The organism is Paraburkholderia sp. (assembly GCF_004298475.1).
Classification (GTDB): domain Bacteria; phylum Pseudomonadota; class Gammaproteobacteria; order Burkholderiales; family Burkholderiaceae; genus Paraburkholderia; species Paraburkholderia denitrificans.
Genome location: NZ_SCRP01000034.1, coordinates 123,335 through 148,974 on the forward strand (window position 1 = coordinate 123,335; position 25,640 = coordinate 148,974).

At 66.6% G+C, this 25,640-nt stretch carries 25 protein-coding genes and 2 tRNA genes; 16 read left to right on the top strand and 11 right to left on the bottom strand.

From position 1 onward, the window contains the following. Positions 1-66: 66 nt before the first annotated feature. Both rpmF and EPN59_RS17350 read right to left on the bottom strand, forming a co-directional pair. Positions 67-246, bottom strand: a complete 180-nt coding sequence (gene rpmF / locus EPN59_RS17345) for a 50S ribosomal protein L32 (RefSeq protein WP_018441573.1) — start codon at positions 244-246, stop codon at positions 67-69. A gap of 121 nt (positions 247-367) precedes the next feature. Continuing rightward, complete coding sequence (locus EPN59_RS17350; protein ID WP_293036795.1) at positions 368-1,015, bottom strand: DUF177 domain-containing protein; 648 nt, start codon at positions 1,013-1,015, stop codon at positions 368-370. 408 nt (positions 1,016-1,423) lie between these two features. On the opposite strand from EPN59_RS17350, the gene EPN59_RS17355 reads away from it, so the two are divergent. Both EPN59_RS17355 and EPN59_RS17360 read left to right on the top strand, forming a co-directional pair. Then, on the top strand, positions 1,424-2,059 hold the full coding sequence (locus EPN59_RS17355) for a Maf-like protein (protein ID WP_293036797.1): 636 nt from the start codon (positions 1,424-1,426) through the stop codon (positions 2,057-2,059). Beyond that, positions 2,056-2,775 (top strand): SAM-dependent methyltransferase, encoded by a 720-nt coding sequence (locus EPN59_RS17360; protein ID WP_293036799.1) that lies wholly within the window; start codon positions 2,056-2,058, stop codon positions 2,773-2,775. Before EPN59_RS17355 ends, EPN59_RS17360 begins: the two co-directional genes overlap by 4 nt. Before the next feature lie 95 nt (positions 2,776-2,870). Here the strand turns inward: EPN59_RS17360 and EPN59_RS17365 are convergent, their stop codons facing one another. The 4 genes from EPN59_RS17365 to EPN59_RS17380 all read right to left on the bottom strand — a co-directional run bounded on the left by EPN59_RS17365 (position 2,871) and on the right by EPN59_RS17380 (position 6,065). Then, positions 2,871-3,875 (bottom strand): S49 family peptidase, encoded by a 1,005-nt coding sequence (locus EPN59_RS17365; RefSeq protein ID WP_293036801.1) that lies wholly within the window; start codon positions 3,873-3,875, stop codon positions 2,871-2,873. A 15-nt stretch (positions 3,876-3,890) separates the two neighbouring features. Beyond that, complete coding sequence (locus EPN59_RS17370; RefSeq protein ID WP_293036803.1) at positions 3,891-4,301, bottom strand: Rieske 2Fe-2S domain-containing protein; 411 nt, start codon at positions 4,299-4,301, stop codon at positions 3,891-3,893. Beyond that, positions 4,280-4,939, bottom strand: coding sequence for an HAD-IA family hydrolase (locus tag EPN59_RS17375; RefSeq protein ID WP_293036805.1), 660 nt, complete (start codon positions 4,937-4,939; stop codon positions 4,280-4,282). The genes EPN59_RS17370 and EPN59_RS17375 overlap by 22 nt, the downstream gene beginning before the upstream one ends. 64 nt (positions 4,940-5,003) lie before the next feature. After that, positions 5,004-6,065, bottom strand: a complete 1,062-nt coding sequence (locus tag EPN59_RS17380; protein ID WP_293036807.1) for an RluA family pseudouridine synthase — start codon at positions 6,063-6,065, stop codon at positions 5,004-5,006. A gap of 827 nt (positions 6,066-6,892) precedes the next feature. Here EPN59_RS17380 and EPN59_RS17385 point away from each other — a divergent pair. The 6 genes from EPN59_RS17385 to EPN59_RS17410 all read left to right on the top strand — a co-directional run bounded on the left by EPN59_RS17385 (position 6,893) and on the right by EPN59_RS17410 (position 14,301). Continuing rightward, entirely contained in the window at positions 6,893-10,105 is a 3,213-nt protein-coding gene (locus EPN59_RS17385) for an Rne/Rng family ribonuclease (protein WP_293036809.1), read from the top strand. A 171-nt stretch (positions 10,106-10,276) separates the two neighbouring features. Then, entirely contained in the window at positions 10,277-11,389 is a 1,113-nt protein-coding gene (moaA, locus tag EPN59_RS17390) for a GTP 3',8-cyclase MoaA (protein WP_293046494.1), read from the top strand. Between the two features lie 7 nt (positions 11,390-11,396). Further along, on the top strand, positions 11,397-12,053 hold the full coding sequence (gene mobA, locus EPN59_RS17395) for a molybdenum cofactor guanylyltransferase MobA (RefSeq protein WP_293046497.1): 657 nt from the start codon (positions 11,397-11,399) through the stop codon (positions 12,051-12,053). A 102-nt stretch (positions 12,054-12,155) separates the two neighbouring features. Beyond that, positions 12,156-13,451, top strand: coding sequence for a gephyrin-like molybdotransferase Glp (gene glp, locus EPN59_RS17400; RefSeq protein WP_293046500.1), 1,296 nt, complete (start codon positions 12,156-12,158; stop codon positions 13,449-13,451). A gap of 68 nt (positions 13,452-13,519) precedes the next feature. Further along, complete coding sequence (locus tag EPN59_RS17405) at positions 13,520-13,795, top strand: hypothetical protein (RefSeq protein ID WP_293033670.1); 276 nt, start codon at positions 13,520-13,522, stop codon at positions 13,793-13,795. After that, on the top strand, positions 13,795-14,301 hold the full coding sequence (locus tag EPN59_RS17410) for a GNAT family N-acetyltransferase (protein ID WP_293033672.1): 507 nt from the start codon (positions 13,795-13,797) through the stop codon (positions 14,299-14,301). The genes EPN59_RS17405 and EPN59_RS17410 overlap by 1 nt, the downstream gene beginning before the upstream one ends. A gap of 147 nt (positions 14,302-14,448) precedes the next feature. Here the strand turns inward: EPN59_RS17410 and rmuC are convergent, their stop codons facing one another. The 5 genes from rmuC to pncB form a co-directional block, all read right to left on the bottom strand. After that, positions 14,449-15,966 (bottom strand): DNA recombination protein RmuC, encoded by a 1,518-nt coding sequence (gene rmuC / locus EPN59_RS17415; RefSeq protein ID WP_293033674.1) that lies wholly within the window; start codon positions 15,964-15,966, stop codon positions 14,449-14,451. After that, a complete protein-coding gene (locus tag EPN59_RS17420) occupies positions 15,963-16,952 on the bottom strand; it encodes a D-glycerate dehydrogenase (protein ID WP_293033703.1) in 990 nt (329 codons plus the stop codon). The genes rmuC and EPN59_RS17420 overlap by 4 nt, the downstream gene beginning before the upstream one ends. 77 nt (positions 16,953-17,029) lie before the next feature. Continuing rightward, entirely contained in the window at positions 17,030-18,451 is a 1,422-nt protein-coding gene (locus tag EPN59_RS17425) for a sodium:proton antiporter (RefSeq protein ID WP_293046503.1), read from the bottom strand. 85 nt (positions 18,452-18,536) lie between these two features. Next, positions 18,537-19,208 (bottom strand): lactate utilization protein C, encoded by a 672-nt coding sequence (locus EPN59_RS17430; RefSeq protein WP_293046506.1) that lies wholly within the window; start codon positions 19,206-19,208, stop codon positions 18,537-18,539. A gap of 116 nt (positions 19,209-19,324) precedes the next feature. Continuing rightward, positions 19,325-20,527 carry a nicotinate phosphoribosyltransferase gene (gene pncB / locus EPN59_RS17435; protein WP_293033680.1) on the bottom strand — a complete coding sequence of 401 codons (1,203 nt, stop codon included), beginning with the start codon at positions 20,525-20,527 and terminating at the stop codon, positions 19,325-19,327. 380 nt (positions 20,528-20,907) lie between these two features. On the opposite strand from pncB, the gene fdxA reads away from it, so the two are divergent. From fdxA to EPN59_RS17475, 8 genes are all read left to right on the top strand, one after another. After that, the gene (fdxA, locus tag EPN59_RS17440; RefSeq protein WP_293033682.1) at positions 20,908-21,231 is read left to right on the top strand and encodes a ferredoxin FdxA; all 324 of its coding nucleotides are present in this window, start codon (positions 20,908-20,910) and stop codon (positions 21,229-21,231) included. A 270-nt stretch (positions 21,232-21,501) separates the two neighbouring features. Further along, a tRNA-Asn gene (locus EPN59_RS17445) sits at positions 21,502-21,577 on the top strand. A 91-nt stretch (positions 21,578-21,668) separates the two neighbouring features. Further along, positions 21,669-21,744 (top strand) — tRNA-Asn (locus EPN59_RS17450). Between the two features lie 155 nt (positions 21,745-21,899). Then, positions 21,900-22,391 (top strand): CreA family protein, encoded by a 492-nt coding sequence (locus EPN59_RS17455; RefSeq protein ID WP_293033684.1) that lies wholly within the window; start codon positions 21,900-21,902, stop codon positions 22,389-22,391. A 46-nt stretch (positions 22,392-22,437) separates the two neighbouring features. Beyond that, positions 22,438-23,334 carry an AraC family transcriptional regulator gene (locus EPN59_RS17460; protein ID WP_293033686.1) on the top strand — a complete coding sequence of 299 codons (897 nt, stop codon included), beginning with the start codon at positions 22,438-22,440 and terminating at the stop codon, positions 23,332-23,334. Between the two features lie 256 nt (positions 23,335-23,590). Beyond that, complete coding sequence (locus EPN59_RS17465) at positions 23,591-24,301, top strand: AzlC family ABC transporter permease (protein WP_293033705.1); 711 nt, start codon at positions 23,591-23,593, stop codon at positions 24,299-24,301. Continuing rightward, complete coding sequence (locus EPN59_RS17470) at positions 24,298-24,621, top strand: AzlD domain-containing protein (RefSeq protein ID WP_293033688.1); 324 nt, start codon at positions 24,298-24,300, stop codon at positions 24,619-24,621. The genes EPN59_RS17465 and EPN59_RS17470 overlap by 4 nt, the downstream gene beginning before the upstream one ends. A 239-nt stretch (positions 24,622-24,860) precedes the next feature. Then, positions 24,861-25,628, top strand: a complete 768-nt coding sequence (locus EPN59_RS17475; protein WP_293033690.1) for a DUF4088 family protein — start codon at positions 24,861-24,863, stop codon at positions 25,626-25,628. Positions 25,629-25,640 lie beyond the last annotated feature (12 nt).

Genomic DNA, 25,640 nt, shown 5'->3' on the forward strand with positions numbered 1-25,640 from the left:
CGAACGGGATCGCCATGCGCAGCAGTTTGTGGTTGGTTATCCAACCGGCGCCGCACAGTAGAACGATTAGTCGTTCTTGGTCTTGACGACTTTCTTGCCGCGGTAGTAGCCGTTCGGGCTGATGTGGTGGCGCAGGTGCACTTCACCCGTGCTCGGCTCGACAGCCAGCGGAGCGCCCGTGAGGAAATCGTGCGAGCGGTGCATGCCGCGCTTCGACGGCGACTTCTTGTTTTGTTGAACTGCCATGATAACTCCTGAAAATTTTCCGAATTCTAACACAGCCCGATCCGGCCGCCGCCACCCTGGGGATAGCCCGACTCCGGGGCGAGGCCCATGAATCTAGTACTGCACGCCACCTGCAGCTGCTTTAGCGTCCGCTGCCGGGACCGTCCTTCTTGAGCGATTCGAGCGCTGCAAACGGATTGACGCGCTCTTCCGGCTCGACTTCCTGCTCCGGTACGTCGTCCACGGAATCCACGCCGTCCGCACCATCGGCACCCGAGGCGAGACTTTCATGGATCTCCGGACAAACATCGTGCTTCGGCACGAGCGGCAGCGTGAGCAACAGCTCCTCTTCGATCAAGTCGACGAGATCGAAATGGCGCGAGCCTACGATCACTTCGGCTTCATCGTCGTCGAGCGGAAACTCCTCCGCCTCTTCTTCCGTCTGGACGATACGGAAGGCCGGGTCTGCGTTGAACGCCTGCTCGCAGGGAGCAAGACAACGCTGACACGTGAGCCACGCGCTGCCGTGAAGCGCGAGCCGCAAATACGGCTGCGGCCCCTCGGTGCCGTCGTCCTGCAGCTCCGTTTGCGTGAAGCCCGCCGCCTGCCACGTGAACGCGGTATCGCGATCTGGCGCGTCGGCAGCGACTTCGTTTAACATGCGCGGCAGTTGCGAAAGACGCACTGCCCCTGCGGCCTCGCGAGCACTACGCGCAAATTCGAAAATATCGAGATCGCGCGGATTCAGCGAATCGATGGTGCCCGCAGGCTTACCCGTTGGCTCGGTCATATGCGCTCCTGCTATCCGTGCTCCCCGTGTCGTCACTTGCCACTAAAAGCAACTGCCGACCTCGGAAAGCGGCTTCGATGCGTTCAGACGGCCTGCTCACGTCGAACCGGACACTCCCCGGACAGGCCCGCGAATCGGCGCAGTTCAGATCTGCCAGCCCCGGCGAAGCATGTTTCAACGCCTCGTTTTCCGCGATGCTCGTTGAGATGCTTGTTGAATGCCGCACCGGCGGGCATCCGCCTACCGCGCCAACAAAGCGAAAAAGCGCGCGAAATGAGCGTACCGATGAAAAGCCCAAAATCATATCGCTATTGTCTTTACGAGTCAAACACTTAAGATCACGCATGCAAGTGCCTGTGCAGCCTCGCAGTTCCGGCGTCCAGCCCCGTTTTCTCTAACCGATCGACCATGCAGGATTCCTCGCTCCCCAATCCGGCCACGAGCCGGCCCGCTCTGATTCTCGCCTCGACGTCGCGCTATCGACGCGAGTTGCTGGAACGGCTGCGGATCCCGTTCCAGACCGCCGTGCCCGCCGTCGACGAAATACCGCTCGCCGGCGAAACGCCTGAAGCCACCGCCCTGCGCCTCGCCGCCGCCAAGGCGCGCGCCGTGGCCGCCGCCCTGCCCGCGACCACGGGCCGTGCGCTCGTGATCGGCTCCGATCAGGTCGCGACGTTCGACGGCAAGCAGATCGGCAAGCCCGGCACGCACGAGCGTGCGCTCGCGCAGCTGCAGTCGATGCGCGGCCGCGAAGTGCTGTTCCATAGTGCGCTCAGTCTGCTCGATACCGCTACTGGCCAAACGGATACCGTCGACATCGTGACCCGGGTACGCTTTCGCGATCTGCCCGACGCCGCGCTCGACGCCTATCTGCGCGCCGAAGAACCCTACGACTGCGCGGGCAGCGCGAAATCCGAAGGGCTCGGCATCGCCCTCCTCGAAGCGATCGAATCGGACGACCCCACCGCGCTCATCGGCTTGCCGCTGATCGCGCTCACGCGCATGCTGCTCGCCGCGGGCTACCCGCTGCTGGAGGCGCAATGACCGGCACGCTCTACCTGATTCCGAACACGCTCGGCGACGGCGACGAAGCCGCGCTCGCGGCGGTCCTGCCCGCGCCGGTGCGCGAGCGCGCGGGCACACTCGCGAGCTATATCGGCGAAAACGCGAAGACGACGCGTGCGTTTCTGAAGCGCGTCGGCACGACGCGGCCGATCCAGGAAATCGAGATCCGCGAACTGAACGTCAACACGCCGCCCGGAGAAATCGACAAGCTGCTCGCGCCGCTTCGCGCCGGGATCGATACCGGACTGGTTTCGGAGGCGGGCGTACCCGCCGTGGCCGACCCGGGCGCCCTGCTCGTGCGGCGCGCGCACGAACGCGGCATCAAGGTCGTGCCGCTCGTCGGGCCGAGTTCGATCCTGCTCGCGTTGATGGCCTCGGGCCTGAACGGACAGAGCTTTGCGTTCCACGGCTATCTGCCCGTCGACGCCAACGAGCGCGCGAAGAAGCTGCGCGAGCTGGAACAGCACTCGCGCAAGGCGAAGCAGACGCAGATCTTCATCGAAACGCCGTACCGCAATCGCACGATGCTCGACGCGCTGCTCGCGGGCTGTGCACCGTCGACGCTCGTCTGCGTCGCCGCCGACCTCACGCTGCCGACGGAGACCATCGTGAGCCGCGCGGTGTCCGACTGGAAGAAACTGCCCGCGCCCGATCTGCACAAGCGGCCGGCCATCTTCCTGCTGCTCGCCGTCTGACCGGCCCGCTGAGATCAGGCCCTGAAACGACAACGACCGCTCGCGCGGCGCGCGAGCGGTCGTTCGTGGGGTAACGCCGAAGTTCGGCGCGAAGGTTAGCGCACGACCATGTTCCCGCCCGCAATCAGCGCATGCACCGCCGCGGTACCCACGGCCGCGCCGAAGCGCTTGGCGAGCCGGTCTGTCAGGCTCTGCTTGACAGTGTAGTCGACGATATCGGGGGCCTTGATGACTTCGCGCGCGACGTAGTCGGTGTCGCCGAAATCATCCGCCAGACCCAGTTCGACGCTCTTCTCGCCGGTCCAGAAGAGCCCGGAGAAGATGTCCGGGGAGTCGTGCAGACGGTTGCCGCGGCCGGCCTTCACGGCGTCGATGAACTGCTGGTGGATCTGGTCGAGCATGACCTGGGCGTGCGCGTCCATCTTCGGCGTATCCGGCGAGAACGGATCGTAAAAGCCCTTGTTCTCGCCCGATGTGCGCAGACGGCGCTGAACACCGAGCTTGTCCATCAACCCGGTGAAGCCGAAGCCGTCCATCAGCACGCCGATCGAGCCAACGATGCTGGCCTTGTTCACGTAGATCTTGTCGGCGGCGGCGGCGACGAAATAGCCGCCCGACGCGCACATGTCGCCCACCACGACGTAGAGCGGGATGGCTGGGTGCTTCGCGCGCAGACGCCGGATCTGCTCGTTGATGATGCTCGCCTGGACGGGGCTTCCGCCCGGGCTGTTGATGCGCAGAATGACACCGGCCGTGCCGTCGTCGTCGAATGCATCGTTGAGCGCGTTGCCGATATCCTCTGCGTTCGCGTTCGTATCCGTCGAGATTTCGCCGTCAAGCGACACGAGCGCCGTATGACGCGCGCCGGTTTCGACGCGCGTGCCGGACAGACTCAGCACGCCCCAGGCGATTGCCAGCAGCACACCCAGAAACGCAAAGCGGAAAAAGATCTTCCAGCGGCGGGCGGCGCGCTGTTCGTCGATGGCGGCGAGCGCGATCCGCTCGAGCACCTCGCGCTCCCAGCCGGGTGCGGGCGCATTGCGGTTCGCCGAAGAGGGGCGAACCGGCTCGTTCGGTTCAGGGGTCGGATTATCGGGCATGCGTGCGGTGAATGATCAGGGTTGATGCGGGCGCAGATCGTGGTCGGGGAGCCAGAATACCGCTCGGCCGTCAGGCGTATCGCGTTCTTCGACGCGCACCCGTCGCAAACTCCCCCCGCGGCACGGTCCGCCAACGCATTTGCCGGTATCGGGCTGGTAGATCGCGCCGTGCGTCGCGCACATCAAGTATAGACCGGAGGACTCGAAGAACTGGCCCTCGACCCAGTCGAGCTCCATCGGGACGTGGGCGCAGCGGTTCAGATAGCCGTAGACCTCGCCGCCGTAGCGCACGAAGAACACCACGGCGTCGCCGCCCGCCCAGGTCGCACTCAGGCGCAGCCCCATGCCGCCTTCGAGCAGTTCCTCCGCCGCGCAGACGCGCACAGGATCGATTGCCGGTTCGCTCACGCGTACGCCCTCAGCCATGCCGCCAGCGACGCAACGTCCGGCGCGACGTAGCGCGGCGAAAGCGCCTCGAGCGAATTCGCCGGATGCGCGCCGTAGCCCACGCCGACCGCGGCCACGCCCGCGTTGACGGCCATCTGCAGGTCGTGCGTCGTGTCGCCGATCATGACCGTACGGCCAGTATCCTGCCCCAGTTCGCGCGTCAGTTCGTGGAGCATCGCCGGGTGCGGCTTCGAGAAGGTTTCGTCCGCGCAGCGCGTGCCGTCGAAGACACTCGTCAGGCGCGCCTCGTCGAGCGCGCGGTTCAGGCCGACGCGGCTCTTGCCGGTCGCCACGGCCAGCAGGTAGCCGCGCTCGCGCAGTTCGGCCAGCATCTCGCGCACGCCGACGAAGAGTTCGGTCGTCTGCTCGCGGATCAGGAAATGGACGCGATAGCGCTCGACGAGCAGCGGATAGTCGGCCGGATCGAGTGTGGGCACGGCGATTTGCAGCGCCTCGCGCAGGCCGAGGCCGATCACATAGTTCGCGGCCTCGTCGCCGGGAACGGGCAGGCCGAGATCGCGACAGGCGGCCTGAATGCTGCGTGTGATATGGGTGGTCGAATCCATTAGCGTGCCATCCCAGTCGAACACGATCAGGTCAAATTGCTCTCGGGCCATGCGGTCCTTCTCCAAAAACGGTGGCGATCCAATCGTGCTTCCAGTGGTGCTTCTGGTCGCGCTTCTAGTCCTGTCGTGCGGCGGGCCTGGCCGCGCCTTGCTGACCTTCCTGGCTTTCCTGTCCTTGTGCGCCGTCACGCTGCGCGCGCAGTTCGTCGATGAAGCGGCGGCATTCGGGCGGCAGCGGCGCATCGAACTGGAGCGTCGCGCCCGTGACCGGGTGCGCGATCTTCAACCGGTACGCGTGCAGGAACATGCGTTTGATCCCCGGATTCGCGCCCTGCCGGGCAAGCGCCTTGTTGAGCGCGAAGTCGCCGTACTTGGCGTCGCCGACAATCGGCAGCCCGACGTGCGCGAGGTGCACGCGGATCTGGTGGGTGCGGCCGGTTTTCAGCTCGGCTTCGAGGAGCGCGTAGGCAGGCCAGCGCTCGACGAGGTTGAAGACCGTATGCGACGGCAGGCCGTCGGGCTGCACGCGCACGCGGCGCTCGCCTTCCGGGGTCAGATACTTGTGAAGCGGCTCCTTCACCGCGCGGCGGCGGCCCCAGTCGCTCGCCCAGTCGCCATGGACGCACGCGTAATAGCGCTTGTCCATCGCATTTTCGCGGATCTGCTCGTGCAGGCCGACCAGCGCCGCGCGCTTCTTGGCCAGCATGAGAATACCGGAGGTCTCGCGGTCGAGCCGGTGCACGAGTTCGAGGAACCGGCCTTGCGGGCGCGCCTCGCGCAACTGCTCGATCACGCCGAACGCCACGCCGCTGCCGCCGTGGACGGCGACGCCGGACGGCTTGTCGATCACGAGCAGCGCCTCGTCCTCGTAGAGCACCGGGAACTGTCCGGCAGGCACCGGCGCCGCACTGGCGACGGCGCCCGACTGCGCCGTGCGCACGGGCGGCACGCGCACGACGTCGCCCTCGGCGAGCCGGTACTGCGCATCGATCCTGCCCTTGTTCACGCGGACTTCGCCGCTGCGCAGAATCCGGTAGATATGGCTTTTCGGCACACCTTTGCAGATGCGCAGGAGGAAATTGTCGATGCGCTGCCCGGCCGCGTCCTCGTCGATCTCGACGAACGAAACCTGGTCGCCTGCGACCTGATTCTGGGATGTTTTGCCTAACCCTTTCATTCTGAATATAATTTGCCCAGCGCCCACGCGACGGTCGACCGAACGGCTACAAGTTCCGTCAGGTTCTCGAACCGCGCTGCCGGCGCAGGCAGCAAGCGATAAACCGATATTTTACTTGCGCCCGGGGCTGGTTGCTCACCCCGCATGATGAGAAGCAACGAGTTGCACGCACGGAAAACCGCAGCGGCAGGGACGGCGCCCACAGGCACGTTCGGTCAGTAGCGGTTTCCGACGGTAACGGAAGGTTGGTATAAAGAATTCATCCGGCGAGTCCCGCCGCACGGTCGAAGTGACCGGCGAGAGGACGCGCCGGTGGCGAAATACGGCGAGCGCCTGAAGCATCCCGGCAACGTGCGGGACAAGGCGACGTCAAAAGGTGGCGAGACACCCCGAGGGGGAAGACGGGCGTTCCTTGAATGCTTCCCGTTTGCGGCATGGGCCGCGAACCCGAATCTGCCGGCAGCGCGCGCGGTTCGCCGCTGCGGCAGGGCTGCATCGCTTTTTGTGTGTGCGCACGCCTTGCATCGCGCACCCGGCGAGCAGACCGGAAGCTCAGGAACAACGCGCCGTCGCGCTCCCGCGGCAAGTCACGCCGCTTGTTGAAGCCGTATTCGCATGTGCCCCGCGGCCCATCCAGGGTGGCGCAGCCGTATGCTGCGCACCGCCTGGCCGGGCGCCCTGAAGGCAATTCTCCCCGCCATCGTTCCTGCTCCAGCGTGCTTGTGAAAACACAATAAGGCGCGGCATGCCGCTGCCCGTACTGTGCCGCCAGGTTTCTTGCCTGGCGCCGGCACGGGCCGCGCGCAAAGCCGCTCTGGAGCCGTTCAATGAAACGAATGCTGTTCAACGCGACGCAGCAGGAAGAACTGCGCGTCGCCATCGTCGATGGTCAGAAGCTGATCGACATCGACATCGAAACCGCCGGGCGCGAACAGCGCAAAGGCAATATCTACAAGGGGATCATCACGCGCATCGAGCCGTCGCTCGAAGCGTGTTTCGTGAACTACGGCGAAGACCGCCACGGCTTTCTGCCGTTCAAGGAAGTCGCCCGCCAGTACTTCCGCGAAGGCGTCGACATGCGCTCCGCGCGCATCCAGGACGCCCTCAAGGAAGGTCAGGAACTGATCGTCCAGGTCGAGAAGGAAGAGCGCGGCAACAAGGGCGCGGCGCTCACCACGTTCATCTCGCTCGCGGGCCGCTACCTCGTGCTGATGCCGAACAACCCGCGCGGCGGCGGCGTGTCGCGCCGCATCGAGGGCGACGACCGTCAGGAACTGCGCGAAACCATGGCGCAGCTGCAACTGCCGGACGGCATGAGCATCATCGCCCGCACGGCCGGCATCGGCCGTTCGGCTGAAGAGCTCCAGTGGGACCTGAATTACCTGATGCAACTGTGGCGCGCGATCGAAGCCGCGTCGCAGGCCGGCCAGAGCGGCCAGCCGATGCTGATTTACCTCGAATCGAGCCTCGTGATCCGCGCGATCCGCGACTATTTCCAGCCCGATATCGGCGAAATCCTCATCGACACCACCGAGATCTATGACCAGGCCCGCGCCTTCATGGATATCGTGATGCCGGACAACGTCAACAAGGTGAAGCGCTACCACGACGACGTCCCGCTCTTCTCGCGTTTCCAGATCGAGCACCAGATCGAGACGGCGTACTCGCGCACGGTGCCGCTGCCCTCGGGCGGCGCGATCGTGATCGACCACACCGAGGCGCTCGTCGCCATCGACGTGAACTCGGCGCGCGCTACCAAGGGCGCCGATATCGAGGAAACCGCCGCGCGCACCAACCTCGAAGCAGCCGACGAAGTCGCGCGCCAGTTGCGTCTGCGCGACCTGGGCGGCCTGATCGTGATCGACTTCATCGACATGGAGTCGACCAAGAGCCAGCGCGAAGTCGAGCAGCGCCTGAAGGACGCGCTGCGCCACGACCGTGCGCGCGTGCAGATGGGCAAGATCTCGCGCTTCGGCCTGATGGAGCTGTCGCGCCAGCGTCTGCGCCCCGCCCTCTCGGAAGGCAGCCACGTCACCTGCCCGCGCTGTAACGGCACGGGCCATATCCGCGATACGGAATCGTCGGCGCTTCAGGTCCTGCGCATCATCCAGGAAGAGGCGATGAAGGAAAACACCGCGGCGATCCACTGCCAGGTGCCGGTCGAAGTGACCGCCTTCCTGCTCAACGAGAAGCGCTCGGAGATCAACAAGATCGAGTCGCGCTTCAAGGTTGCCGTCGTCCTGATCCCGAACAAGCATCTCGAAACGCCGCACTACAAGCTCGAGCGCCTGCGTCACGACGATACGCGCCTCGACGACCCGCGCGCGTCCTGGAAGATGGCCGAGGAAGCGGCTCGCGAACTCGAATCGGAAACCGGCTACAGCAAGCGCACCGCCGAAACCAAGCCGAAGCAGGAAGCCGCGGTCAAGGGCATTACGCCGGAGCGTCCGGCCCCGACTTCGGCGGCGAAGGCCGCCGAGGCCGCACCGGCGGCTGCACAGGCTGCCGCGGCGGCAACCGGCGGCGGTTTCTTCGGCTGGCTCAAGCGCCTCTTCGGCGGCGCGCCGGCTGCGGCCCCCGCACCGGTCGCGACCGAGCAGCAGGACAAGGCTGCCCGTCCGGCCCGTGGCGAACGCACCGAGCGCGGCGAAAAAACGGGCGACCGTAATCGCAACCGCCGCCCCGGCGGCCGTGATGGAGCAGGCCGCGGCGAAGGCGCTGGTGGTGCACGCACCGGCCAGCCGTCGTCGCGCCGCGAAGAACGTGAACCGCGCGAGGGTCGCGAACCGCGTGAAGGTCGCGAGCCCCGTGAGGCACGCGAATCGCGTGAAGGTCGCGAACCGCGTGAGGCGCGCGAGCCCCGTGAAGGCCGCGAGGCACGTGAAGCACGCGAGCCGCGCGAAGGACGTGAGGGTCGCCAGGGCCGCGAAGGCCGTGAGGCACGCGAACCGCGCGAGCAGCGCATCGAACGTGTAGAACGCGGTCAGGACCACAGCGAGACGGCGGAAGCCGGCGCGCCGCGCGGCGAGCGCCGTGAACGTGGTGAGCGCGGCGAACGCGGCGAGCGCCGCCGTCCGCAGCAGTCGGAGGCAGCCGAAGCCCAGGAAGCGCGTCTCGATGCGGCCGCCAGCGAAGCCGCTGACGCCGTGCAGTCCGAAGGCCTCGCACCCGGCGCTACCGACGAGGACGCAGGCGCATCGCGCGACGGCGAGGAACGCCGCCGCCGCCGCCGCGGCCGTCGTGGCGGCCGTCGCGAGCGTGAAGAAGGCACCGCAGGCCTGACGGCCGAGGGCGCGCAGGAAGGCGGCGCGGACGTCGAGGAATCGGCGCCCGTCCAACCCGTCGACGTCGCTCCGGTTGCCGCTCCCGTTGCAGCACCGGTCGTCGCGCAGCCTGAAGTCGAGGCCGAAGCGCCCGCGCCCGGCGTGACCGTGCACGAAGTCGTCGCCGAAACGGTCGTCGTGACGCCGTTGCCGGAAGCGGCGCACGCCGTCGAGACGAAGCTCGAAGCGCACGAAGGGCACGCTGCCGCGCCGGTCGAAAAGGTCGAACAGGCCGCTCCGGTGCACGCCGCTCCGGCAGCAGCCGAGGTCGCCGCTCCGGTCGCAGAAGCTGCAGCGACTGCAGAAGCGCCCCGGGCCGAAGCCCCCGCCGCTGAACCGGCTCCGGTCGAACCGGCCGCTCGCGAGCACCACGCCGAAGCCCCGGTCGCCCGGCCGTCGGCCGCCACGGCAGAACCGGCGCCGCAGCCGGTCGAGCCCGAAGCACGCGTCGAAGCGCCCGCTGCTGCCGCAGAGCCCGTGACGCAAGCCGTTGCACGTCCTGCTGCCGCCAGCGCGCTGTCGTCCGAGGCGCTGGAGCCGATGCTGGCGTCCGCCGGTCTCGTCTGGGTCAACACCAACACCGAGAAGCTGCGCGACGCCCAGGCGGCCGCCGCCCAGGTGGTGAAGCCCGCACGCGTGCCGCGTGAGCGCAAGCCGCTGCCGCCGGTCGATACGACGCCGATGCAGCAGGTCGAAACGCATCACGAGGCGCAGTAAGGTCCGTGCAGACGGGAGACGCCGGGCATCACGCCCGCCGTCTCCGCGTCGATACGCGCAAGCAAGCCCGCCCGCCACGGCGGGCTTTTTTTTGATATATCAGCGTTCTCTCTTGTCGGTGGCCGGGCAGCGGTTCGGCTAGAATCTTTACAACATCTGAACGAAACCATCATGCCCCGACGCATCATCCCCGTTGCCGATGCTCGCTCGCTGCCGCCCCTGAAGGCCGGCGACAGTCTGCACACGCCGTCCGGCGAGGTGCTCGACACGCTCGCGCGACCGTTGAAGGATCTGCGCATCTCGGTCACGGACCGCTGCAATTTCCGTTGCGTCTACTGCATGCCGCGCGCGGTTTTCGACAAGAACTATCAATTCCTGCCGCACGCCGCACTCCTCACGCTCGAAGAAATCGAACGACTTGCGCGGCTTTTCGTCGCGCAAGGCGTCACGAAGATCCGCCTGACCGGCGGCGAACCACTGCTGCGCAAGAACATCGAATTCCTGATTGAACGTCTTGCCGCATTGCGTACGCCCACCGGCGAACCGCTCGATCTCACGCTCACCACCAACGGCTCGATCCTCGCGCGCAAGGCGCGCGCGTTGCGCGACGCGGGGCTCACGCGCGTCACAGTGAGCCTCGACGCGCTCGACGACGCCCTCTTTCGCCGCATGAACGACGCCGACTTCGCCGTCGCGGACGTACTCGACGGCATCGAGGCGGCACACGCCGTCGGGCTCGCGCCGCTGAAGCTCAACATGGTGGTCAAGCACGGCACCAACGACGGCGAGATCGTGCCGATGGCACGTCACTTCCGCGGCTCGGGCGTCACGCTGCGCTTCATCGAATACATGGACGTGGGCACGTCGAACGGCTGGAACATGGCCGAAGTGATGCCGTCCGCCGAGGTCGTCGCGCGCATCGCCGAACACTTCCCGCTCCTGCCGCTCGAAGCGCACAGCGCAGCCGAAACCGCGCAGCGCTGGGGCTATGCCGACGGCGCGGGCGAGATCGGCGTGATTTCGAGCGTGACGCGCGCGTTCTGCGGCAACTGCACGCGCGCCCGCCTGTCGACCGAGGGCAAGGTGTATCTGTGCCTGTTCGCTTCGATGGGCTACGACCTGCGCGCGCTCGTGCGCAACGGCACGAGCGACGAGACGATCTCGGCCGCCATCGCGCAGATCTGGTCAGGCCGCGCCGATCGCTACTCGCAGTTGCGCGGCAGCGCCGCCGCACCGGCCGTCTCCGACGAGCACCGCATCGAAATGTCCTACATCGGTGGCTGACGCATCGATGGTTCCCGCTCTGCCTACCGCCGTCATCACGGGTCTCGTGCTCGCGGGCGGGCGCGGCCAGCGCATGGGCGGCGCCGACAAGGGCCTGCAATTGCTGCGTGGCCGGCCGCTCGCGGCGCACGTGCTCGCGCGGCTCGCGCCACAAGTCGGCGCGCTGGCCATCAGCGCAAACCGGCATCAGGACGTGTACGCGGCGCTCGGCGCGCCGTGGCACGCCGCCGTCCTCGCCGATACGTTGCCCGATTTTCCCGGCCCGCTCGCGGGTCTGCTCGCCGGACTTCAGGCGGCGAAAACGCCATGGCTGCTCACCGCCCCGTGCGATTCGCCCTGGCTGCCTGCCGATCTCGCTGCGCGCCTCGCTGCGGCCGCGCTCGCGCAAGACGCCGACATCGCCACTGTCGTCACGACGAGCGCCACGGGCGACAGCGCGGGCGACAGCGCGGGCAACAGCGCAGGCAACAGCACGCTGCATCCGGTGTTCGCGCTCGTGCGCACGTCGCTCGCCGACGATCTCGCCGCCTTTCTGGGCGCGGGCGAACGCAAGGTGCGCGCGTGGTACGCGCGCCACAAGACAGTCGAAGTGAACTTTGCCGACGAGCGTGCGTTTTACAATATCAATTCCTTACAGGAACTCGCCGACCTCGACCGTGCCTGAAGAACGCGACCGGCCCGCTTCCTGTCGCCGTCCATTACTCTCCGGCATGCCCACCAGGACGATCGCCGCACTCATGGTGCGGACGCGATGCTGCTCCCCCCGATGACCACGCATAACACTCTGTCCGGTTGCGTCACCCATTACGATCCCCAAGCCTTGCCCGTCAGCGCCGCCGAGGCCATCGTGCTGCAATGGGTCACGCCGATCGCGGCCAGCGAGCGGGTGCCGCTGCCTGACGCGCTTGCGCGCGTGCTCGCCCACGACGTGATCTCGCCGATCGACGTCCCCGCTCACGACAACTCCGCGATGGACGGCTACGCCTTCGACGGCGCGGCGCTTGCCGCTGCCACGGGCATGCTCACGCTGAACGTTGCGGGCAAGGCCTTCGCCGGGCACCCGTTCACGGGCGAGATGCCGCCAGGCGCCTGCGTGCGTATCATGACCGGCGCGCCCATGCCCGCCGGTTGCGACACGGTCGTGCCGCAGGAAAACACCCAGCGCGAAGGCGATAGCGTCACGTTCGCGGCGAATGCCGTGTCGCGCAGCGCGAACCGCCGCCGCAAGGGCGAGGATCTTGCGAAGGGCCGCGCCGCGCTGCGCGCGGGCCGCGTGCTGCGCGCCTCCGACATCGGCTTGCTGGCCTCGCTCGGGATCGTCGATGTCGACGTGAAACAGCGCCTGCGCGTGGCGTACTTCTCGACCGGCGACGAACTGCGCACGCCAGGCAGTCCGCTCGATGCGGGTTGCATCTACGACAGCAACCGCTACACGCTCGGCGCGATGCTCAAGCGCCTCGACGTCGAGGCAATCGATCTCGGCATGGTGCGCGACGAGCCGGCCGCGCTTGCGGCCACGCTCAAAGCGGCGGCACAGAGCGCCGACGTCGTGCTGACCTCGGGCGGCGTCTCGGTCGGCGATGCCGACTTCACGCGCACGCAGTTGCAGACGCTCGGCGACGTCGAGTTCTGGAGCCTGGCGATGCGCCCGGGCCGCCCGCTCGCCTTCGGGCGCATCTGGTCGGGCGGCCAGCCGGGCGCGGGGCATGCGGCGCTCCTCTTCGGCTTGCCGGGCAACCCGGTTGCGACGATGGTCACCTTCTACCAGATCGTGCGCCCGGCGCTGCTCGCCATGGCCGGTGCGGCGCCGCAGCCCGTGCCGCTGATCCCGGCCCGTTGCGAGATACCGATCAAGAAACGTCCGGGGCGCACCGAATTCCAGCGCGGCGTCGCCGTGCGCGACGGCGACGGCCACTGGCGCGTCGCGCCGACCGGCTCCCAGAGTTCCGGCGCATTGAGCACCATGAGCGAGGCAAATTGCTTTATCGTGCTCGCCCATGAAGCCGCCAGTCTCGATGCCGGCGACACGGTCGACATCATGCTTTTCGACGGACTCGTCTAACACGGGCCGCCCCCTCACCAGCCATTGTCAAATTCGACACGTCCACTACGTCATACGGACCGACTCATATGAAAAAACAAATCTCGTTCATCGCTCCGGGGCAAACGGCCAAGGCGCTGATCCTCGTCTATCTGATGTTCAGCGTGCCGATCGTCCTGCTTGGCGTGCTCGTCGCGTTCATCCGTTACGGCTCGGTCGAACTCTCGACGATTTTCAGCGCGCTGCTGCTCAACGCGATTCTCGGCTTCGTGCTGCTGTGGATCGCATGCCACGCGTACAACTGGGTCGCGTCGCGCTTCGGCGGCATCGAGATCCACCTCTCCGACGTGCCGGAGGAAGCGTAATGGCGGCGGCGATTCGCACGGCCATGCCCGCCGACGTCGGCGCGATTCACGCGCTGATGTACGAGCTGGCCGAGTTCGAAAAGCTCACGCATCTGTTCGTCGCGACGGAAGATCTGCTCGCCGATGCGCTCTTCGGCGTGCGGCCTGCGGCTGAAGCGCTCGTCGCCGAGGACGCGGGGCGCATCGTCGCCTACGCGCTCTTCTTCCATAACTACTCGACGTTCCTCGGACGCCGCGGGCTGTATCTCGAAGACCTCTACGTCCAGCCGTCGCAGCGCGGCACGGGCCTCGGCACCGCGATGCTGCGCGCACTCGCGGCCATCGCCGTCGAACGGCAGTGCGCCCGCTTCGAGTGGACCGTGCTCGACTGGAATCAGCCCGCCATCGGCTTCTACGAGAAAATGGGCGCGACCGTGCTGCCCGACTGGCGCGTCGTACGCATGACCGGCGACGCGCTCGAACAGCTCGCCGCACCCGCCGAACAGGCCGCCAGCCAGGCGGGTTGACGGCGCAGCGCCGCCACTACTCGCAGAAAAAAACGGGCCGCCTGCGCTTTCTCGCAGGCGGCCCGTTTTGCGTCGGCGCTTAAGTCCTGGGTTTCGAGTCTCTCGACTGTTGAATCGCGCGGCTTGCTCGTCTACGCGACTACGCGACTACTCGTCGCCAGCGCCGTTGCGCAGCGCGTCGCCGAGCAGGTTCGTCGCCTCTTCGCCCGGCAAGGCCTCCACGTCGCGCAGCTTGCGGTTCATCGCACGCGTGCGCACCTCCGCAGCCTCGATCGAGCGCGTCACCGTCTCAAGCTGCGTCTTGGTCTTCGCGAGCACGTCGCCGAACTTGCCGAACTCGGTCTTCACCGCGCCCAGCACCTGCCACACTTCGCTCGAACGACGCTCGATCGCCAGCGTCCGAAAACCCATCTGCAGGCTGTTGAGCAGCGCCGTCAACGTGGTCGGCCCCGCCACCGTCACGCGGAAGTCGCGCTGCAACAGATCGGTGAGACCCGGGCGGCGCAGGATTTCGGCGTAGAGACCTTCGGTCGGCAGGAACAGCAGCGCGAAGTCCGTCGTGTGCGGCGGCGCGACGTACTTCTCGGCAATCGTGCGCGCCTCCGCCTTGATGCGCGCCTCCAGCGCACGGCCAGCCTCGTCGATAGCTGCGACATCCGCGCGCTCCTGCGCGTCGATCAGGCGCTCGTAGTCCTCGCGCGGAAATTTCGCATCGATGGGCAGCCACACCGGCGCGGCCGTGTCGCCCGCGCCCACGCCCGCGCCGGCATCCCCGCGGCCCGGCAAACGAACCGCGAACTCGACCCGCTCGCTGCTCTTCGGCACCGTCGCGACATTCTTCGCATATTGATCGGGCGTGAGCATCTGTTCGAGCAGTGCTTCGAGCTGCACTTCGCCCCACGTGCCGCGCGTCTTCACGTTCGTGAGCACCTTCTTCAGGTCGCCGACGCCGGCCGCGAGCGTCTGCATTTCGCCGAGCCCGCGATGCACCTGTTCGAGCCGATCGGACACGAGCTTGAACGATTCGCCAAGGCGCTGTTCGAGCGTCGCGTGCAGTTTCTCGTCGACGGTGCGGCGCATTTCCTCCAGCTTCGCGGCGTTGTTCGCTTCGATGTCCTTCAAGCGCTGCTCGAGTGTTGCGCGCACTTCGGCGAAACGGCGGTCGTTCGCCTCGGTGAGCTGCGCAAGCTGCTGCCCGAGCACGTTGCCGAAGTGGCGCAGCGCCGCGCCCTGCTCGTCGCGCGCCTGCTGCGCCTGCTGCTGCAGGCTCTGGCGCACGGCGTCGAGCTGCTGCGCATTGGTCTCGGTGAGCTTGACGAGTTGCTGTGCGAAACCGTCGATCTGGTTGTTCTGCACCGTCGCAATGCTCGTGAGATGCGACGCGAGTGCCTGCTGCACCTGCGCGAAGCCGCCGCCGAACTCGCTGCGCGATGCCTGCGCGGTGCGCGCGATCTCGTTGCGCAGTTCGCGCTCGATGCGCTCGGCGGCGCGCGCCTGCGTGTCGGTCGAGGCGGCGAGCCGGTCGCTCAGGGCGTCGAGCGCGTGGTGGAGCGCGTCGGTTTCCGCTTCATCGCTGCGGCGCGCGCGCTGCAACGCGACGAGCGCCACCACGAGCGCGACGGCAACCAGCAGCGTCGCGGCGGACATCAGGAGCAACGGGCTCATGAACGGGCTTTCCCCATCACGGCGGGATTGATCGGATTGGGCGGACGGCCCGCGCGCGGACCAGCGCCCAGCGCGGCGATGAGGTTGTCGGCGGCGAGGTTCGCCATGGCGCGGCGCGTCGCTTCGCTCGCGCTCGCAATGTGCGGCGTCAGCACGACATTGGGCACGGTCAGCAGCGCCGGATGCACGCCCGGCTCGCCCTCGAAGACATCGAGGCCCGCAGCTGCGATGCGCCGCGCGCGCAGCGCCTCGGCCAGCGCCGCGTCGTCGACGATGCCGCCGCGCGCGATGTTGGTGAGCGTCGCAGTGGGCTTCATCAGCGCGAATTCAGCCGCGCCGATCGTGTGGTGATTGTCCGCCGTGTACGGCAGGACGAGCACGACGTGATCGGCTTCGCGCAACAGCGCTTCTTTCGTGCGGTATTCGGCGTTCAGTTCCGCCTCGATTTCGGGCGCGACGCGCGAACGGTTGTGATAGACCACGCGCATGTTGAAACCCTTCGCGCGCCGCGCAATCGCCTGGCCGATGCGGCCCATGCCGACGATGCCGAGCGTCGAGCCGTACACGTCCGCGCCGAGCATCATGTCGTACGCCCATTTCTGCCACTTGCCCGCGCGCAGGAAGCGCTCCGATTCGGTGATGCGGCGCGCCGTGGCCATCATCAGCGCCCAGCCGAAATCGGCGGTGGTTTCGTTGAGCACGTCGGGCGTATTGGTGCCGAGCACGTTCGCGGCATTGAACGCGGCCATGTCGAAATTGTTGTAGCCGACAGCCATGTTCGCGACGACGCGCAGCTTCGGCGCGGCGGCAAGCTCCGCGGCGCCGATCGGATCGCCCGCGGTCAATGCGCCATCCTTGTCGGCGAGACGGCGTGCGAGTTCATCGGCGGGAAGTGCGTCGCCGTTGTTCCAGTCGACGTCGAAATATTGCTTGAGCCGCTCGATCACGTCCGGAAAGATCGGCCTCGCCACAAGGATCTTCTGCATCATTGCTCTCCACTTCAGGTTCGATTGCGCATGCGTTGCCCGCGTGGCGTCATTGTCGGGCACCGCAGGCGGCGCCGCTAGGCGAAAAAGACCCAGGCCGTCGCCAAAAAGACCGGCACGAGGATCACGCACGACCAGCCAAGATAGCCGAAGAAGCCCGGCATGCGCACGCCGCGCGATTCCGCAATCGCCTTCACCATGAAATTCGGCGCGTTGCCGATGTAGGTCATCGCGCCCATCAACACCGCACCCGCCGAAATCGCGGCGAGCGTCTTCGCTCCGGCCGTCATCAGCGTCGGGGCGTCGCCGCCCGCGAGGTTGAAGAACACGAGATACGTCGGCGCGTTATCGAGAAACGACGACAAAAGACCGGTCGCCCAGAAATAGGCGACACCGTCGGTTTGGCCCGGCGTCGTGTTCACGAGCCGGATCAGGTGCGCGAATGCGCCCGCCTCCCCCGCGCGCAGGATCAGGATGACCGGCGTGATCGTCGCGAAGATGCCCGCAAAGAGCTTCGCGACTTCGACGATGGGCGCCCAGCTGAAGTCGTTGGCGGCGCGGACCGTGCGCGGCGTGAAGGCGAGCGACGCCAGCGCGAGCGCCACGAGCCCCGCGTCGCGCAGCAGGTTCTGCAGTTCGACGTGCGCGCCCGCGAAGGCAAGCGACAGACCGGGATTCCAGACGCCGCTCATGAGCACGAGCGCGACGGCGAGCGCGAGCAGGACGAAGTTGATCTTGCCGCCGATGCCGAGCGGGCCGGTGTCCGGCGTCGCGTCGAGGAACGCGGCACGCGCTTCGCCTGCACGGGTAAAGAGCCACCTATCGAGCGCATAGAACATCGTGAGCAGCACGCCGCAGACGAACAGCATCGGCAGCGCGAGATTCTGAGCAGTCCAGAAGAAGCCGACGCCGTTCAGGAAGCCGAGAAAGAGCGGCGGATCGCCGAGCGGCGTCAGCAACCCGCCGGCATTCGCGACGAGGAAGATGAAGAACACGACGACGTGCGCGTTGTGACGCCGGTTGTCGTTGGCGCGCAGGAGCGGACGGATCAGCAGCATGGCTGCGCCGGTCGTGCCCATGACGCTCGCGAGCAGCGTGCCGAGCGCGAGAATCGCCGTGTTCGTGCGCGGCGACCCGTGCAGATTGCCGTAGACGCTGATGCCGCCCGCGATGGTGTACAGCGCACCGACCAGCGCGATAAACGGCAGATATTCGTCGATGAGCGCGTGCAGCAACATCGGCCAGGTGGCGCCGATGCCGTGTAGCGCGGCGAACGGCAGCGCGAATGCGAGCGACCAGGCGGCAGTGATCTTGCCGAAATGGTGATGCCAGAATGCGGGCGCCAGCATCGGAAAGAGCGCGATAGACAGCAGCAAACCCGCGAACGGCAAGGCCCAGCTTGCGGATAGCGTGGCCGCTTCGACGCCCTCGGCATGCGCGTACTCGGGCATCAAACCCCAGACCAGCGCGGCGCCTGTGCCGGTCGCTGCGCGCCGCATTCCATGCATGACTTGCCCGCAACGGCGCAGCGCCGCACGCGAACTCCCCGTGTGCGCGCGTAGCCCGCGCGCCGGCATGTTCCCCTTACGCGCCATGCACGACGACGACATGTACGCGGTACGGCCCGTGCGCGCCGAGGACGATGGTCTGCTCGATGTCGCCGGTGCGCGACGGCCCCGAGACAAAGTTGACCGCGCGCGGCAACTCGCCGCGTTCGGTGCGAATCAGCGCGAAGGCGTCTTCCTGACCGGCCACGATGCGCGAGGCAGGCACGACCGCGATGTGCGTCTCGGGCAAGAGCGCGCCCGAGGCCCACGTTTGCGGGCTCGACAGCAACACGAGCGTTCCGGTCTCGGCAACCGCGCAAAAGCAGCCCGTGAGGCCGACGAGATCGCGGTCGCCCGGCTTGCGGAATTCGACGGAAAGTCCTGCGGCGGCCCAGTCGAACGCGTCGAGCGTCTGCCAGGCGACGGCCTGCATCGGGAGGTTGTGTTGAGCGAGATAGCGCTCGACGGCGGCGGGAACCGCGGCGAGGCCTTCGACCTCGTCGACGGTCGACGACATTTTCTGCGCCTCGCGTACGAAGTGCGCGACGAGATCGCCCTCGATCGGCGGACGCGGGCCTTCGGGATGGCGCTCGAGGTAGTCGGCTACGGCCTCGCGCTCGGCGGCGTCCGGCGTCGCGCTGCGACCCTGGGCCGCGCGAATACGCGCGAGTATGCTGCGGCGGGCGGCCGTGGTATCCGCGATATCCATTTGCAGTCCTCGTTATGTTGAAGTCGGGCGTGCGCCGATTATACCGGCGCGATGTGCGCCGAAAACGGCGGCTGCACGCACATGGACCGCAAGAGCGTCACCTCGCGCCGCTGCGGCTACGCGTTCGCGCAGTCCTCGCCGGCCAGCCTCTCGATACCGAACACCTGGCGCAGATACGCGAGATACGCGCGGTCGTTGCACATGTTCTTGCCCGGCGAATCGGAAAGCTTGGCGACCGGCTGACCGTTGCAGCGGACCATCTTGATGACGATCTGCAGCGGCTGATAGCCGAGGTCGTTGGTGAGGTTCGTGCCGACGCCGAACGCAAGCTTGCAACGTCCGCGAAAGCGCTGGTAAAGACTCAGCACCTTGGGGATGTCGAGCGCGTCCGAAAAAATCATCGTCTTCGTGCGCGGGTCGCAGCGATTGTCCGCGTAGTGCTGGAGCAGGCGCTCGCCCCAGTCGAACGGATCGCCGGAATCGTGGCGTGCGCCGTCGAAGAGCTTGCAGAAATACATATCGAAATCGCGCAGGAACGCCTTCATGCCGTAGACGTCCGAAAGCGCGATGCCGAGGTCGCCGCGATACTCCTTCGCCCACATCTCGAAGCCGTAGATCTGCGAGTCGCGCAAACGCGGGCCGAGCGCCTGGCAGGCCTGCAGATATTCGTGCGCCATCGTGCCGAGCGGCGTGAGATTGTGCTTCATCGCGTAGTACACGTTGCTCGTGCCGGCGAACTGCTCGCCGAGATCCTGCTTGAGCGTGAGGATCACCTCCTCGTGCCAGCGCTTCGAGAAACGGCGGCGGGTGCCGTAGTCGGCGATCTTGCAGTCCGCGAACTCCGGCTTCGCGCCGAGCAGTTCGATCTTGTGGCGCAGGCGCTCGCGGCCTTCGCCGTACTGAGGAGCCTGTTGCGTATTGCGGAAGTACACCTCGTTGACGATCGCGAGCACGGGGATCTCGAAGAGGATCGTGTGCAGCCACGGGCCCGTGATTTCGATGTCGATCTCGCCGTTTTGCTTCGGCGAGGGCGTGACGGAAATGTATTTCTCGCTCAGATGGAAAAGCGCGAGGAAATCGAGGAAATCGCTCTTGATGAAGCGCAGGCGGCGCAGGTACTCGAGTTCGGTTTCGCTGAAGCGCAGACGGCAGAGCTTCTGGATTTCGCTCCTGATCTCGTCGACGTAGGGCACGAGGTCGATGTCCGGCGTGCGGCAGCGAAAGCGGTATTCCACGCTCGCCGCCGGGAAGTGATGCAGCACCACCTGCATCATCGTGAATTTGTAGAGATCGGTGTCGAGCAGCGAAGTAATGATCATGGTGAATCGGCCGGACTGCATTCTGAGGACGCGGGCCTGCGAAAACCTGCACAACACCCGGACCCGTGACGCAATGGCGCACGCGCGGGTCCCGGCAGGCGCCGCGCCAGCGGTGCGACAATGTTACCCGATTGCATGCACGCCTTGCCGGGCGGACTGCACGCGCACACGCACGCCGCTGCACGGCGGCACGCCCGCGCGGACAGCAGGGACAATGAGCACGCACGCTCGCGGCTGCAATAAACTAATCACTAAACGATCTGATAACGGGCGCTTGCCTCTGGCTGGGAGAATTCACGTTCAGTTACAATAGCGTTTTTGGCGCAGGCGCCTGGCGCACGCACCATCCCCCCGATACAAAGCATGCAGGAGTTGCCTGAATGACCCACGTTGTGACCGAAAGCTGCATCAAGTGCCGCTATACCGATTGCGTCGATGTGTGCCCGGTGGACTGCTTTCGCGAAGGTCCCAACTTCCTCGCGATTGATCCGGACGAGTGCATCGACTGCGCAGTGTGCGTAGCGGAGTGCCCGGTGAACGCCATCTACGCCGAAGAAGACGTGCCTGGCGACCAGCAGAACTTCATCGACCTGAACGCCGAACTGGCAAAGGGCTGGCCGAGCATCACGAAGACCAAGTCGCCGCTGCCCGAAGCCGACGAATTCAAGGACGTGAAGGACAAGCTCGGGATGCTCCAGCGCTAAACAGCGCTTCTGCCGTGCCTCGCGCCGCGTTGTAGAAGCGCGGTGCAAGGCGGTGGCTGTGCGCAGTCTCTGCCGAGACTATCGCTGCGGGTGCTGCCGGGGTTGCTGCTAAAGCTGCCACGGCTGCGGTGAGCACGCTCATCACACTCTCTCCATGACGGTCTTCGCGACCGTTGCGTCGTCCGGCAAGCGAATTGTCTTAAGGATGGCGCAAGAGGTGTTGACAGATCCCACCGCGCCCCATAGAATCTCGTTCTCTGCTTTTGTTGATCCCCGATAGCTCAGTCGGTAGAGCGCCGGACTGTTAATCCGTAGGTCCCTGGTTCGAGCCCAGGTCGGGGAGCCAAGAATCTGGCACAGGAATTTGCATAGAATTGCAAAAGCCCGTTGACCATAACGGGTTTTTTTATGTAGTGAAGATTTTGCTGTATTGCTGTTCCCCGATAGCTCAGTCGGTAGAGCGCCGGACTGTTAATCCGTAGGTCCCTGGTTCGAGCCCAGGTCGGGGAGCCAAAAATCGAAGGCGTTGCGCGAATTTCGTGCAACGCCTTTTTTCTTTTTCGCGGCTTCTCATGTCATGCGCCTCGCGGGCAGACGACGGCAGGTCAATGCGACAGCAGCGTCACACCCTGCCCGATAATAGCGTCTGGTCCTCTTCGGGAATCCCCGTGAAAGTGTTTCGTCTCGCCTCCCTGCTGTCGCGCGCCGCCGTCGCCGGTGCATGCCTCGGCGCACTCGCCGCCGCACACGCCGAAGAGATCGGCAGCGTGAATACGAATTTCCGCTTCACCGGATCGGACCGCGTGGTCGTCGAAGCCTACGACGATCCGCAGGTGAAGGGCGTCACCTGCTACGTCTCGCGGGCGCGCACGGGCGGCGTGAAGGGCACGCTTGGCATTGCCGAGGATCCCACCGAAGCGTCCATCGCGTGCCGCCAGGTCGGGCCGCTGTCGTTCACGGGCCCGCTCAGGCAGCAATCCGATGTCTTCAGCGAACGCATGTCGTTTCTCTTCAAGACGCTGCACGTCGTGCGCGTCGTGGATGCCAAACGCAATGCCCTCGTCTACCTGACCTACAGCGACCGCGTCGTGAGCGGCAGCGCGAAGAACAGCGTCAGCGCCGTACCGGTGCCGCCAGAGACCGCGATCCCGCTGCGCTAGCCGCCGCGCTACACGCTAAACTAAGGGCCTGCTTCGGACTCCCGTCATGACCGCCCGCCGTTTCCGCGATTCTGCCCGCTACTGGCGCACGCCGCTGTTGCCGGGCGCGGATCTGCTCACCGCCGAATATCACGAGCACACGTTCGCGCCGCACTGGCACGATGCCTACGCGATCCCCGTGATCGAAGAAGGCGCCGAGTGCTATCGCTATCGGGGCACGCAGTACGTCGCGGAAGCGGGCACGGTGCCGGTCATCAGTCCGGGCGAGCTGCACACGGGCTCGCGCGCCGTCGACGAGGGCTGGCGCTATCGCGTGATGTACGTTCCCGTCGACTACCTGCAAGCTCTCGCCGCCGAAATCGCGGGCCGCGCGCAGCCGCTGCCGTGGTTCGGCGCCGATGTGATCCGCGATCCCGATCTGGCCCGCCGCCTCTCGCGCGCCCACCAGCTGCTCGAAACCGATACCGACCGGCGCCGCTCAGGCTCAGGTTCAAGCTCAGGCTCAGGCATCAGCGCCGGTTCCGTACCGGCTGGTGACGCGCTCGCGGTGGAAGGCGCCTTGCTCGACGCGCTCTCGACGCTGCTCGTGCGCCACGGCAGCACGGCCGAAGCTCCGTTGCGCCCGCAGACGAATGATCCGCGCGTCGAGACGATGAAAGCCCTGCTCGCCGCCGACCTCGCCACGCCGCTGCGCGTGGCCGATCTCGCCGAAGCGGTCGGCCTCTCGCCGTTCCATGCGACGCGGCTCTTCACCCAGGCGACCGGCCTGCCGCCGCACGCGTGGCGCACGCAGCTGCGTTTGCAGCGCGCACTCGCGCCGCTGCGCGCGGGCGCCTCGGTCGCCGACGTAGCCGCCGCCAGCGGCTTCACCGACCAGAGCCACTTCACACGGCACTTTCGCCGCGTGTTCGGCGTGCCGCCGGGGCGCTGGCAGTCGTCGTAGGGCCTGGAACCGGCAAAACCCGCAAAACCCGCCGCAGAACCCACGGCAGAACCCGCAGAACCCACGCGCACCCGGCCCATCGGTTCCGGCCCCGCGCCGCACGCTCCCGTCCGTCCCCACCCGCCGCTGGCGCAAGAACGTACAAGCCGCGCACACGCGCGCCCGTTATGCTGTCGTCCTGTATCAGGAGGACAGTTTGACCACGCACCCCACCCGCTCCCAGGAATTCGTCTCCGGCGCACGCGACACCCTCCCCATGATGGTCGGCGCCGCGCCCTTCGGCGTGATCTTCGGCACGCTCGTCACCTCGGGCCCGCTCGCGCTCTGGCACGGCCAGTTGATGTCGCTCGCCGTGTTCGCCGGTTCCGCGCAATTCATCGCGCTCGGCCTGATCGCCTCGCACGCGAGCTTCGTCGTGATCTGGGCGACCACGCTCGTCGTTAACCTGCGCCACGTGCTCTATAGCGCGACACTCGCACCCTACGTCTCCCATCTGCCGCTGCGCTGGCGTCTCGTGCTGGGCGGCCTGCTCACCGACGAAGTCTTCGCCGTCGCCTGGGCCCACTTCCGCCGCCACCCGCCCGGCGACGACGTCTCGCCGTGGCACTTCTTCGGCTCCGGCGTCGCGATGTACGTCAACTGGCAGATCTGGACCGCCGTCGGCCTGCTGTTCGGCGCCGCGTTTCCCGGCCTGCAGTCGCTCGGCCTCGACTTCGCGATGGTCGCCACCTTCATCGCCATCGTCGTGCCGCAGCTCGTCGCCGTGCGCTACATCGCCGCTGCCGTGACCGCCGGCGCGCTCGCGTTCTTCTGGCAAGCCTGGCCGTACAAGCTCGGGTTGCTCGCCGCCGTGCTGGCGGGCGTCGCCGTCGGCGTCGTGCTCTCGCTGCCGCGCGGCTCGCGCGACAGCGCCGGTACGGCACGCCCGGCGGGCGCCGCGCGCAATACCGCAGGAGCCGGTCAATGAGCTACGTTGTCCTCATTCTCGGCATGGCCGTCATCACCTGGCTCGTGCGCACCGCCGTCTTCGTGCTGGGCGAGCGCCTCGTGTTCCCGCCGCTCGTGCGCACCGCGCTCGGCTTCGTGCCCGTGACCGTGCTGACCGCGATCATCGTGCCGATGGCCGTTTCGCCGCATGGCCAGGGCGCCGAACTTACGTGGCGCAATCCGCAGCTGGTCGGCGCGCTCGCGGCGATCGTGGTCAGCGCGCTCACGCGCCGGCCGCTCGTCACGATCGCGGTCGGCCTCGCCGTGTTCTTCCTCTGGCAAGGCGTCGTCCTGCGCTGACGGATCAGGCAAAAGCGCAGGCAAAAGCGCCAGCAAAGCCGCGCGCAAAACCGCAGGCGGGATCGCCGCGCGAGGCGCGGCCCGCGCGGCCCCGCTCAAGTTTCCTTTCGTTTCGCCGTTAATCCCGTCAAAGCCTGCTTTGGCGCCACTGACCACGCGCTCGCGGCCGGTGGTTCATGCTCGCGGTGCATCTTGCGCCGGCACGATGCAATACGGCACGGATTACACGGGACGACCACATGGGGCACATCACCCTCAATCTCAAGGACGAAACCCTTGCGACGCTGCGCAAGGACTTCGAAGCCTTCTTGCGCGTGTCGCTTAAGCTCGATCCGCAGTTCGCGACGCCGTCGTTCGAGGATTTCCTGCGCGCCAAGCTGCTCGACAACATGGTGCCGCTCACGGAGCACGCGGTGCAGCGCATGCTGGCGGGCGGGCAGTATGCCTGGGCCAAGCGCACGCTCGACAAGGAATTCCCCGAAGTAGTCTCGATCCTGATGCGGCAGGCGACCGAATTTGGCTTCGGCTTTGCGTCGCGCCCCGAGTGGACGCCCGAGGAGCTGACCAAGCAGTGCCGCGATTGGGCCGAGGCGATCGTCACCGAGGCGCAGGGCGAATCGGTGCTGATCGATCCGCTCGCGGCGCAGATCAAGGCATCCGTGCAGGACATGCGGGTGCTCGAAGAGACGATGCAGACGCCCGCGTGGCGCCTCTCGGAATCGATGCGCCAGCGCATCTACGAAGCGAAGATCGGCTGCGAAACGAGCACCGGCAGCATCGCGCGCGAGCGCCTTGGCGAACTGCGCGGGCTGCTGCGCCTCGCGATCAACCACGGCGCGTTCCAGAAGCAGGAAGCGCAGCAGATCGTCGAGTATCTGCGCCTGTTGAAGCCGGAGATTTTCGTCGAGGAACCCGACGACCTCTTCTCGCGTCTCGCCGCCTGGTTGCGCAACGTGTTCATCCCACCCCGGAACAACGAGCAGCACGGCCACACCAACTCACACTAAGTTGCACCAGGC

What these genes read in the sequence shown, in the direction of transcription:
- rpmF (WP_018441573.1), bottom strand. Translation starts at nt 246, where the DNA reads ATGGCAGTTCAACAAAACAAGAAGTCGCCGTCGAAGCGCGGCATGCAC.
- EPN59_RS17350 (WP_293036795.1), bottom strand. Translation starts at nt 1,015, where the DNA reads ATGACCGAGCCAACGGGTAAGCCTGCGGGCACCATCGATTCGCTGAAT.
- EPN59_RS17355 (WP_293036797.1), top strand. Translation starts at nt 1,424, where the DNA reads ATGCAGGATTCCTCGCTCCCCAATCCGGCCACGAGCCGGCCCGCTCTG.
- EPN59_RS17360 (WP_293036799.1), top strand. Translation starts at nt 2,056, where the DNA reads ATGACCGGCACGCTCTACCTGATTCCGAACACGCTCGGCGACGGCGAC.
- EPN59_RS17365 (WP_293036801.1), bottom strand. Translation starts at nt 3,875, where the DNA reads ATGCCCGATAATCCGACCCCTGAACCGAACGAGCCGGTTCGCCCCTCT.
- EPN59_RS17370 (WP_293036803.1), bottom strand. Translation starts at nt 4,301, where the DNA reads ATGGCTGAGGGCGTACGCGTGAGCGAACCGGCAATCGATCCTGTGCGC.
- EPN59_RS17375 (WP_293036805.1), bottom strand. Translation starts at nt 4,939, where the DNA reads ATGGCCCGAGAGCAATTTGACCTGATCGTGTTCGACTGGGATGGCACG.
- EPN59_RS17380 (WP_293036807.1), bottom strand. Translation starts at nt 6,065, where the DNA reads ATGAAAGGGTTAGGCAAAACATCCCAGAATCAGGTCGCAGGCGACCAG.
- EPN59_RS17385 (WP_293036809.1), top strand. Translation starts at nt 6,893, where the DNA reads ATGAAACGAATGCTGTTCAACGCGACGCAGCAGGAAGAACTGCGCGTC.
- moaA (WP_293046494.1), top strand. Translation starts at nt 10,277, where the DNA reads ATGCCCCGACGCATCATCCCCGTTGCCGATGCTCGCTCGCTGCCGCCC.
- mobA (WP_293046497.1), top strand. Translation starts at nt 11,397, where the DNA reads ATGGTTCCCGCTCTGCCTACCGCCGTCATCACGGGTCTCGTGCTCGCG.
- glp (WP_293046500.1), top strand. Translation starts at nt 12,156, where the DNA reads ATGACCACGCATAACACTCTGTCCGGTTGCGTCACCCATTACGATCCC.
- EPN59_RS17405 (WP_293033670.1), top strand. Translation starts at nt 13,520, where the DNA reads ATGAAAAAACAAATCTCGTTCATCGCTCCGGGGCAAACGGCCAAGGCG.
- EPN59_RS17410 (WP_293033672.1), top strand. Translation starts at nt 13,795, where the DNA reads ATGGCGGCGGCGATTCGCACGGCCATGCCCGCCGACGTCGGCGCGATT.
- rmuC (WP_293033674.1), bottom strand. Translation starts at nt 15,966, where the DNA reads ATGAGCCCGTTGCTCCTGATGTCCGCCGCGACGCTGCTGGTTGCCGTC.
- EPN59_RS17420 (WP_293033703.1), bottom strand. Translation starts at nt 16,952, where the DNA reads ATGCAGAAGATCCTTGTGGCGAGGCCGATCTTTCCGGACGTGATCGAG.
- EPN59_RS17425 (WP_293046503.1), bottom strand. Translation starts at nt 18,451, where the DNA reads ATGCGGCGCGCAGCGACCGGCACAGGCGCCGCGCTGGTCTGGGGTTTG.
- EPN59_RS17430 (WP_293046506.1), bottom strand. Translation starts at nt 19,208, where the DNA reads ATGGATATCGCGGATACCACGGCCGCCCGCCGCAGCATACTCGCGCGT.
- pncB (WP_293033680.1), bottom strand. Translation starts at nt 20,527, where the DNA reads ATGATCATTACTTCGCTGCTCGACACCGATCTCTACAAATTCACGATG.
- fdxA (WP_293033682.1), top strand. Translation starts at nt 20,908, where the DNA reads ATGACCCACGTTGTGACCGAAAGCTGCATCAAGTGCCGCTATACCGAT.
- EPN59_RS17460 (WP_293033686.1), top strand. Translation starts at nt 22,438, where the DNA reads ATGACCGCCCGCCGTTTCCGCGATTCTGCCCGCTACTGGCGCACGCCG.
- EPN59_RS17465 (WP_293033705.1), top strand. Translation starts at nt 23,591, where the DNA reads ATGATGGTCGGCGCCGCGCCCTTCGGCGTGATCTTCGGCACGCTCGTC.
- EPN59_RS17470 (WP_293033688.1), top strand. Translation starts at nt 24,298, where the DNA reads ATGAGCTACGTTGTCCTCATTCTCGGCATGGCCGTCATCACCTGGCTC.
- EPN59_RS17475 (WP_293033690.1), top strand. Translation starts at nt 24,861, where the DNA reads ATGGGGCACATCACCCTCAATCTCAAGGACGAAACCCTTGCGACGCTG.